The following is a 9,049-nucleotide window of genomic DNA, read 5'->3' on the forward strand; positions in this document are numbered from 1 at the left end:
ATAATAGCGCCAATAACGAGCCTGTAAGGGGGATGCATGAAACAGACGACGATCGCAAAACCGGTGGAACTGGTAGGAATCGGCTTACATAAAGGTTCTCCGGTGCGCCTCCGGCTCGAACCCCTGGAAGCGGACAGCGGGATCGTCTTCGTCCGCAAGGATGTCGGCGTCTCTATCCCCCTCAAGCCCGAGAATGTCGTTGATACGCAGATGGCGACGGTGATCGGCAAAGACGGCTATGTCATCTCGACGATCGAGCACCTCCTTTCCGCCGTCTATGCCTACGGCATCGACAACCTCCGCATCATCGTCGACGCCGACGAAGTGCCCGTCATGGACGGCTCCAGCGCGAGCTTCTGCCTCCTGCTGGATGAGGCGGAAACGGTCGAACAGGATGCGCCGAAACGTATTATGCGTATCAAGAAAGAGGTGACGATCAAAGAGGGCGACAAGTACGTCAAACTGATGCCCTCGAACGATCTGCGTTACCACTTCACCATCCGCTTCAAGCATCCGGTCATTTCCGAACAGCACTTCGACCTTGATTTCAGCCGTGAAACCTACAAGGCGGAGATCGCCCGCGCCCGCACCTTCGGTTTCCTGCACGAGGTACAGTACCTCCGCTCCAAAGGGCTGGCCCTGGGCGGCAGCCTGGAAAACGCCGTCGTCCTGGACGAGAAAAAGGTGCTGAACCCCGAAGGGCTGCGTTACAGCAATGAATTCGTCCGTCATAAGATCCTTGACGCGATCGGAGATATGTCCCTGATCGGCATCAACTTTATCGGGGAGTATGAAGCCCTCGCCGGCAGCCACGACCTCAACCACAAGCTGACCCTGGAACTGCTCAAGGATCCTGCAAACTACGAGGTCGTCGAGATCGCGACGGCGGAAGCGAAGGCGATGGCCAAAGCGTATGCATGATGCCGTCGTTATCGCACTGACCACCCCGATCGTCGTCGGGATCTACAAGGACGGGGAGCTCGTCGAGCGCTATGAGAGCGCCAAACAGAGCTCCGATGCCCTCCCGGAACTTTTTGAGACCATTTTGAAAAAATATACGCTCGCGAACCTCGTCTATGCGAAGGGCCCCGGCAGTTTCATGGCCATTAAGATCGCCTACCTCTACCTTAAAACCCTCAGTATCGTCCTGGGAACGCGCCTGCGTGCCGCCGATGCGTTTTACTTCAACGGGAACCGCCCGCTCAAAGCCGTTGGGAAGCTCTATTTCGTTAAAATAGCGGACACAATCAAGACGCAAAAGTTCGAAACGCCGGTAGTGGCGGATTTCCGGCTTCCGTCCCACCTGGATCTCAATGATTTTTCCGACGATGCATTGCCCTACTACGGGATCGGAGCCGTCGGTTAAGGAGCACGATTGATTATCAGCGTTCCGGCGACAAGCGCCAACCTCGGACCGGGTTTTGACACCCTCGGTCTTTCCGTCGACCTGCGCAACAGGGTCGAATTCAAACCGTCGCGTTTTTTCAGCGTTTCCATCAAGGGTGAGGGGGAAGGCAACCCCCGGCTGAAGGGCAACAATATGTTCGTCAGCATCTTCAACGAGCATTACCAGCGCCTCACCCACAAAAAACAGAATTTCAAATTCCAGTTTTACAACAGCATCCCCCTTTCGCGGGGACTGGGGAGCTCATCGGCCGTGATCGTCAGCGCCATCGCCACGGCGCACGAAGCGGCGGGGGTGCGCGTTTCCAAGCGCCGGATCCTGAACCATGCCCTGGTCTATGAATCGCACCCCGATAATATTACGCCGGCGGTCATGGGCGGTTTCAATGTCGCCACGGTGGAGAAGAACAAAGTCTTTTCGCAGAAAAAGCACCTCCCCGATTACCTGCGGGCGGTCGTAGTGATTCCCGACAAGCCGATCTCGACGGCGAAGTCCCGTACGACACTGCCCAAGTCCTACAGCAAGGAGAACGCCGTCTTCAACGTCTCGCACGCGGCGCTGACGGTGGCGGCGTTCTTCAACGAGGACTGGGAGATGCTCAAGATCGCGACCCAGGACCGCTTTCACCAGAAGGCGCGGATGAAAATGATGCCGGAGCTCTTCACGATCCAGAAGACGGCGTATGAGCAGGGAGCCCTGATGAGTACGCTCTCGGGGAGCGGGTCAACGTTCTTTTCCCTGTGCTACGACGAAGACGCCGCAGGACTTGCGGCAAGGCTTGAACAGCGCTTTCCCCAGTTTGCGGTCAAAATTCTCAATCTGGACAACCACGGCCTGACGGTCGAACGTTAAAACGCTCATTCAAGGAAACTTTGGATATAATGCGCCAAAATTATTCGGGCCCCGTTCGCATGTGCGTCAGCTGTCGGAAACGGGAAGGACAGAATCAACTGTTGAGATTGCAATGCACCGAGCGTTCCCTGCGTCCCTATAGCGGGACGGGGCGGAGCTTTTATCTGTGCCCGGAGTGTTTCACTGCAAAACAGACTGCCAAAGCGCTCGCCCGCCAATGCAAAAGCGGGGAGATCGAGCGCCTGCTGAACGAGTTAAAGGAGATCATCACGGATGTCAGATAAAGTTAGAGTAAGCGAGATTGCCAAAGAATTGGGTATCGCATCAAAAGAGGTCGTCGAAAAAGCCCAGACAATGGGGCTTGGCCACGTAAAAACGGCTTCAAACTCCGTTTCGATGGAAGAGGCGGAGAAGATCGCTAACTTTATCATGAGCGGTACGACGCCTGCGGCGCCGGCACCGAAAGTCCGTGTCGTGAAGAAAGCGACCGAAGCCAAAGAAGAGGCGGCTGCACCGGCCGAAGCCAAAGAAGCGGCGGCTGAAGCTCCGGCGGCGAAAACCGAAACACCGGCAGCTGCCGAGGCAGAAGCGGAACCGAAAGCGGAAGAAGCGGCGGCGGAGAAAAAACCGAAACCGGTTTCAGGAGCAGTCGTCCAGCAGACGGAACCGGCCCTGAAGCAGGTGACGCCGATCAAGCGCAGCGGTCTGCGGATCAAAAAGAAAAACCGCCCGTCCGCCCAGGAGACGGCCAAGGTCTCCAAAGAGACGACGAAACTCTCCAGTTACGGAAAACTCAATGCGGACGTCCTTGAAGAGCTTGCCCAGAAGAAAAGAGCCAAGAAAGCTTCCAAATCGACGCCGACACAGCGCAAAACCAGTGGGACTTCCCTGGATATCTTCGGTGGGTCCATGTCGGACGTCTCCATGGATTACGATGACGACGAAGTCGTACTGCTCGACCTGAGCGAAGCAACGCAGGACAAGCCGAAACTGCCCGAAGAGCAGCCGAGACCTCGCGACAAGAAACCGGTCGGCCGCGGCGGCGGTCAGAAAAAGCCGGGCGGCAACCGTCCGCGCCAGGTCGCCCGTAAAAAGCGCAGAAAGTACACGAAAGAGAAGGGCGCTGAGGAAGTCGTCACCCACGTCGAGATCCCGGAAGATATCCGCGTTTATGAATTCGCCGAGAAGATCAACCACCCGATTTCCGATGTTATCAAGGTGCTTTTCAACCTCGGTATGATGGTGACAAAGAATGACTTCCTCGGCAAAGACGAGATCGAGATCCTCGCCGAAGAGTTCGAGGTTGAAGTCACGACGATCGACCCGACCAATGCCTTCAACTATGAAGAAGAGTACGTCGAAACGGAATCCGAGGAGCACCTCGAAGAGCGCCCGCCGGTTATCACGATCATGGGACACGTCGACCACGGTAAAACCTCTCTGCTCGACGCCATCCGTAATGCCCGCGTCGCCCACGGCGAGGCCGGCGGCATCACCCAGCATATCGGTGCCTATACGGTAGAGCAGCGCAACAAAAAGATCACCTTCATCGACACCCCGGGCCACGCCGCCTTCAGCGCCATGCGCGAACGCGGTGCCCAGGCAACCGACATCGTGATCATCGTCGTCGCTGCGGACGACGGCGTCAAACCGCAGACGATCGAAGCGATCAAGCACGCCAAGGCGTCTGAAGCGCCGATCATCGTCGCGGTCAACAAGATGGATAAAGAGGGCGCGAACCCGGATCTGGTCAAAGGCCAGATGGCAGAGCATGAAGTCTCTCCGATCGATTGGGGCGGCGACGTCGAATTCGTACCGGTTTCCGCCAAAACAGGCGAAGGGATCGACGACCTCCTGGACAATATTCTCCTGACGGCGGAAGTCATGGAGCTGACAGCCAACCCGGAAGCGGCGGCCAAAGCGGTTGTCGTCGAGAGTTCCGTCGAGAAGGGCCGCGGCCCTGTCGGAACGGTCATCGTCCAGAACGGTACGCTCAGCGTCGGCGACAACGTCGTCTGCGGCAAGGCGTTCGGCCGGGTCCGCTCCCTGATCAACGACCAGGGACAGCAGATCAAGGTCCTCGGACCGAGTGAAACCGCCGTGGTTGTCGGACTGAACGAAGTCCCGGCTGCCGGCGACATCATGATCGCGATGGAGAGCGACAAAGAGGCGCGTGAGTATGCACAGAAACGTGCAGAGTACGAGCGCCAGAAAGAGCTTTCCGCCAGTACGAAAACATCACTGGACGAACTGACGGCCCTGATTGCGGAAGGGAAACTGAAATCCCTCAAAGTCATCCTGAAAACCGACGTTCACGGTTCGCTCGAGGCGATCCGTACCTCGCTGCTTGCCCTGCGCAACGACGAGGTTAAAGTCGATGTCATCTCCTCCGGCGTCGGCGGTATCACCGAAAACGACGTCGAATTGGCGAACAGTTCGGAGAACTGCGTCCTGCTCGGCTTCAACGTCCGTCCGACGGGTGCGGTCAAGGCACTGGCGAAACAGCGCGGTGTCGACATCCGTACCTATACGATCATCTACCAGCTGCTCGACGACATTACGGGCATGCTGACGGGTATGATGGCACCGAAGTTCAGCGAAGAGCACAGCGGCCAGGCGGATGTCCGCGAAGTCTTCAAGATCCCCAAAGGGATGGTTGCGGGCTGTCTCGTCGTCGACGGCAAACTGGTCCGCGGCGGCCCGGTACGTGTTATCCGCGACGGTGTCGTTATCCACGAAGGCGAGCTGACATCGCTCAAACGCTTCAAAGATGATGTTAAAGAGGTCGGTAACGGCTACGAGTGTGGGGTCGTTCTTAACGGCTATGACGATGTCCAGGTCGGCGACGTCATCGAGACCTTCACCCGTGTGGAGCAGAAAGTAGAGCTGTGACGCCCGCAGAGATCAAGCTGAAACGCACGGACGCGATCCTGCAGGAGCTGATTCCCGAGGCGATCTCGCAACTCGGGGATGCCCGTCTGCATGAACTCGACGTCATCGAAGTCCGCTGTGCCAAAGGGCGCAGCGATGCCAAAGTCTATCTTGACCCCCATGACTACAGCGAAGCGGAGCGTAATGTTTTTTTGAAACAGCTGCGTAAAGCGCGCCCGGTCATCGAAGATTACTGCATGAAAGACCAGGGGTGGTACCGCTGCCCGAAACTGGCCTTCGTTTTTGACGATCAGCTTCAGAAGACACAGCAGATCGAAGCACTTTTCAAACAGATCGAAGGGGAGAAACACGATGAGTCTTGAGAGCGATATCAAGAACCTGGTCGACTCGATCGGCCTGCACCTTTATGATACCTCTGTTGTTACCGAAAACGGTGAGACGATCTACCGCGTCAACGTCATCGGCGAGGGCGGGACCACCATGGACCAGTGTGTCGAAGCGACGAAGCTGATCTCTCCCATGCTGGATGTTACGCCGCCGGTTCAGGGCGAATACCGCCTCGAAGTGAGCTCTCCGGGCGTAGAGCGCAAGCTCAAGACCCTGGACCACTTCCGTTTCTCCATCGGCGAAAAGGTGAAGCTGACCCTGCAGGATAAAACGAAACTGCGCGGCGAACTTAAAAGTGTCGGAGATGACGGCATTTTGAGCATCGATACCGAGGCGGGAACCGAATCGGTTCCCTTTGACAGCGTCGTCAAGGCCGCAACCTACTTCGAGTGGTAACACAGATGGCCGGGCCTGATCCGATGGCGCTGGCCGTCGATGCGGCTTGGGCTTTCCAGGGGTGTACTTTCCCTAACCCGGCCGTCGGTGCCGCCGTTACCGACGCTTCCGGCCGAATCCTTTCCGTCGCCGCCCATGAAAAAGCGGGCGGCCCCCATGCGGAAGTCCTGGCGCTTCAAAAGGCGTTTGCACTTCTCACTTCTGACACGGCCGTCCTGGCACTTACCGATTCCGCTGCAATCCATGACTATCTTATGACCCATCATAACGGCTGCTTTGCCTCCTGTACGATCCATGTTACCCTCGAGCCCTGCGCCCATCACGGTAAAACCCCCTCCTGCGCCCGTCTGCTTGCCGGCGTAGGAATGGGCCACGTTGTCTACGCGGCGGCGGATCCGAACGCGGAGGCGGCCGGCGGGGCATCCATCCTTGGAGACGCGGGTATCAATGTCGAACACCAACCTTCCAAAGCGTCGGAAGATCTACTTTTCCCCTTTGTCCAGTGGCAGCAAAAGCCCTTCGTCATCTTCAAGTGGGCCCAGCGGCTCGACGGTACGGTCGACGGAGGGATTATCAGCGGAAGTGAATCGCGCCGCTTCGTGCATGCGATGCGCGATGCAGCGGACCTGCTCGTTATCGGGGGAAACACCGTACGGACGGACCGTCCGACCTTGGATGCGCGGCTGGTGGACGGTAAGGCGCCTGATATTCTTATTCTTTCCAAGCGTGACGACTTCGACCGGACGATTCCGCTCTTCAGCGTCCCGGGGCGAAAAGTGATGATCGCATCGGACCTTGATGTGATTGAACAGTACCGCAATGTGCTTGTCGAGGGCGGGCCGGGGATGTTCGAAGCAGTGCAGCCGCGGTGCGATATGTATCTCTGTTTTGTTGCACCCTCAAGCGGTGGTACAATACGCTTTCTGCAAGAGCGAAAACAATTTGAAATCAGACACCTCTCCCGTTCGGGTGAGGATGTTAAACAATGGATGGTGAATGGATAGACAGGAAAAAATCGTATCGATGTTCGACGAGATCGCGCCGACCTATGACAAGGCGAACCGTGTCATGAGTATGGGCGTCGACCGCAGCTGGCGCCGCAAAGGGTGCGACAAGGCCTTCGGCTTCTACAACCGGCCGGAGCTTGATCTGATCGTCGACGTCGCCTGCGGGACGGGGGATATGATGGATTACTGGCGGCAGCGCGCCGCGGTCAAAAACATCAGTATCAAAAAGATCCTTGGCGTCGATCCTTCCGAGGGGATGGTCGGTGTCGGCCGGCAGAAGTTCCCCGATTTCGATTTTGCCATCTCCAAGGCGACGGCGCTTCCCGTTGAATCGGATACGGCGGACATGCTCAGCATCTCTTACGGCATTCGCAATGTTGTCGAGCGCGAAGAAGCGCTGCGGGAGTTCAACCGCGTGCTCAAACCCGGCGGCATGGTGGTGATCCTGGAGTTCATGAAAAATGAGCATCCATCGATTTTGGGCAAGATCCGGGACTTCTATATGACGAAGGTCCTGCCGAAGGTCGGCGGCTTTATCTCGAAGAACAAAGAAGCGTACGAATACCTGCCCAACTCCATCGAAGGGTTCCTGACGGTTGAAGGGATGCGCAGTGAACTGGAAGCCGCCGGTTTCGAGCCCCTCTTTATTCAGAGTTTCTCCATGGATATCTCTACACTGATCATCGCCAAGAAGGTGTAAGCGGTGCAGGCGGTCTCCGTATCGGCCCTCAACGAACAGATCAAGAACCTTCTCGAGACGACCTTTGTCCAGGTCGCCGTCGAAGGGGAACTTTCCCGAATTACCTACCATAACAGCGGCCACATCTATTTCACCCTCAAAGACAGCGGTTCGGCCATCAGCGGCGTCATGTTCCGCGGCAACGCGTCGCATTTGCGTTTCCGGCTCGAAGAGGGCCTCAAGGTCGTCGTCCGCGGCGGCATCACGCTCTACAAACCGCGCGGCAGCTACCAGATCAACGCCCAGATCATTGAACCGGCGGGGCAGGGAGCCCTGGCATTGGCCTACGAACAGTTGAAAAAAAAGCTCTCGGAAGAGGGACTGTTTGAGAGCGAACGGAAAAAGCCCCTGCCGCGTTACCCGAAAAAGATCGCCATGATCACCTCCGCTACGGGAGCGGCGTTGCAGGATATGAAACGGGTGGCGGCACACCGCTGGCCGCTGACGGAGCTTTTCGTTTATGACAGCATTGTCCAGGGGGAACAGGCACCATTTTCATTGGTGGCTGCACTGAGTGCGGCCGATGAAGCGGGGTATGATGTTGTTGTTCTGAGCCGGGGCGGGGGAAGCCTTGAAGACCTGTGGGGTTTTAATGACGAAACACTTGCACGGGCAGTTGCAGCGGCATCAACACCGATTGTCTCCGCCGTCGGCCATGAAATCGACTGGGTGATCACGGACTTCGTTGCTGATCTGCGGGCACCGACACCTTCTGCCGCGATGCAGATGATCCTGCCGGACCAGTATGAAGTGATGATGAACCTCGATGCGTTGCAAGAACAGCTCGACCGCCGCGTCGGCGAAAAAGTGCAGGGGAACATGCAGACGGTCACCCATCTGTATGAACGCTACCGGCAGCATTCGGTTGAACAGAGGATCAAAGAGCAGAGTGAACTGCTGTTGCAGTTGGGACACCGGTTCGATCAGAGCATCGACTACCGGCTGCAACAGGCCGCATCACAGCTGGAACCGATGCACGCACGCCTGCAGCAGGCAGAGGTCCTGCAGTTAAACCAGAAACAGTCACTGCTCAATGCGCTTCAAAGCAGCCTTGAAACCCAGGACCCCAAACGCAAGGATAAGCAGGGGTTCGCGCAGGTCGTCAAAGGGGGGCGCCCCGTTTCCCTTAGTAATGTAAGCGAAGGGGATGAAATCAGCCTGATGGACAGCCGCTTTACGGCGGTCGCGGAGGTCAAATCCATCCGCGAAAACAGCGAAAATAACAAGTAACAAATTTACATAAATTAGCAAATTCCAAGAAATTTCGAAAAATTTGAAAATTTGCGCAGAAACCTCTTGACATTGCTTTGAGAATCCCCTATAATTCCCGTCCACAAACGATGAGAGGCATCGAAAGAAGCCGATCAGCCG

General features: G+C 56.8%; 10 protein-coding genes. All 10 read left to right on the top strand.

Annotation, left to right across the window (positions count from 1 at the left end):
* Window positions 1-36 precede the first annotated feature (36 nt).
* Genes lpxC through xseA form a run of 10 tightly spaced genes read left to right on the top strand, consistent with a single transcriptional unit; the run spans window position 37 to window position 8,908 of the window.
* The gene (gene lpxC, locus ACXWTF_RS11245; RefSeq protein ID WP_461715079.1) at window positions 37-921 is read left to right on the top strand and encodes a UDP-3-O-acyl-N-acetylglucosamine deacetylase; all 885 of its coding nucleotides are present in this window, start codon (window positions 37-39) and stop codon (window positions 919-921) included.
* The gene (locus tag ACXWTF_RS11250; protein ID WP_461715080.1) at window positions 914-1,366 is read left to right on the top strand and encodes a hypothetical protein; all 453 of its coding nucleotides are present in this window, start codon (window positions 914-916) and stop codon (window positions 1,364-1,366) included. The genes lpxC and ACXWTF_RS11250 overlap by 8 nt, the downstream gene beginning before the upstream one ends.
* A gap of 9 nt (window positions 1,367-1,375) precedes the next feature.
* Window positions 1,376-2,257 (top strand): homoserine kinase, encoded by an 882-nt coding sequence (thrB, locus tag ACXWTF_RS11255; protein ID WP_345969559.1) that lies wholly within the window; start codon window positions 1,376-1,378, stop codon window positions 2,255-2,257.
* A gap of 59 nt (window positions 2,258-2,316) precedes the next feature.
* A complete protein-coding gene (locus ACXWTF_RS11260) occupies window positions 2,317-2,541 on the top strand; it encodes a DUF448 domain-containing protein (protein WP_461715093.1) in 225 nt (74 codons plus the stop codon).
* Entirely contained in the window at window positions 2,531-5,149 is a 2,619-nt protein-coding gene (gene infB, locus ACXWTF_RS11265) for a translation initiation factor IF-2 (RefSeq protein ID WP_461715081.1), read from the top strand. Before ACXWTF_RS11260 ends, infB begins: the two co-directional genes overlap by 11 nt.
* On the top strand, window positions 5,146-5,511 hold the full coding sequence (gene rbfA, locus ACXWTF_RS11270; protein ID WP_461715082.1) for a 30S ribosome-binding factor RbfA: 366 nt from the start codon (window positions 5,146-5,148) through the stop codon (window positions 5,509-5,511). The genes infB and rbfA overlap by 4 nt, the downstream gene beginning before the upstream one ends.
* Window positions 5,501-5,932, top strand: coding sequence for an LSm family protein (locus ACXWTF_RS11275; protein WP_461715083.1), 432 nt, complete (start codon window positions 5,501-5,503; stop codon window positions 5,930-5,932). The genes rbfA and ACXWTF_RS11275 overlap by 11 nt, the downstream gene beginning before the upstream one ends.
* Window positions 5,926-6,936: a bifunctional diaminohydroxyphosphoribosylaminopyrimidine deaminase/5-amino-6-(5-phosphoribosylamino)uracil reductase RibD gene (ribD, locus tag ACXWTF_RS11280; RefSeq protein ID WP_461715084.1), complete on the top strand. Its 1,011-nt coding sequence runs from the start codon at window positions 5,926-5,928 to the stop codon at window positions 6,934-6,936. The genes ACXWTF_RS11275 and ribD overlap by 7 nt, the downstream gene beginning before the upstream one ends.
* Window positions 6,929-7,639, top strand: coding sequence for a bifunctional demethylmenaquinone methyltransferase/2-methoxy-6-polyprenyl-1,4-benzoquinol methylase UbiE (gene ubiE / locus ACXWTF_RS11285; protein WP_461715085.1), 711 nt, complete (start codon window positions 6,929-6,931; stop codon window positions 7,637-7,639). The genes ribD and ubiE overlap by 8 nt, the downstream gene beginning before the upstream one ends.
* A gap of 3 nt (window positions 7,640-7,642) precedes the next feature.
* Window positions 7,643-8,908 (top strand): exodeoxyribonuclease VII large subunit, encoded by a 1,266-nt coding sequence (xseA, locus tag ACXWTF_RS11290; protein ID WP_461715086.1) that lies wholly within the window; start codon window positions 7,643-7,645, stop codon window positions 8,906-8,908.
* The last annotated feature ends 141 nt before the right edge of the window (window positions 8,909-9,049 follow it).

The organism is Thiomicrolovo sp. ZZH C-3 (assembly GCF_054862725.1).

What these genes read in the sequence shown, in the direction of transcription:
- lpxC (WP_461715079.1), top strand. Translation starts at nt 37, where the DNA reads ATGAAACAGACGACGATCGCAAAACCGGTGGAACTGGTAGGAATCGGC.
- ACXWTF_RS11250 (WP_461715080.1), top strand. Translation starts at nt 914, where the DNA reads ATGCATGATGCCGTCGTTATCGCACTGACCACCCCGATCGTCGTCGGG.
- ACXWTF_RS11260 (WP_461715093.1), top strand. Translation starts at nt 2,317, where the DNA reads ATGTGCGTCAGCTGTCGGAAACGGGAAGGACAGAATCAACTGTTGAGA.
- infB (WP_461715081.1), top strand. Translation starts at nt 2,531, where the DNA reads ATGTCAGATAAAGTTAGAGTAAGCGAGATTGCCAAAGAATTGGGTATC.
- ACXWTF_RS11275 (WP_461715083.1), top strand. Translation starts at nt 5,501, where the DNA reads ATGAGTCTTGAGAGCGATATCAAGAACCTGGTCGACTCGATCGGCCTG.
- ubiE (WP_461715085.1), top strand. Translation starts at nt 6,929, where the DNA reads ATGGATAGACAGGAAAAAATCGTATCGATGTTCGACGAGATCGCGCCG.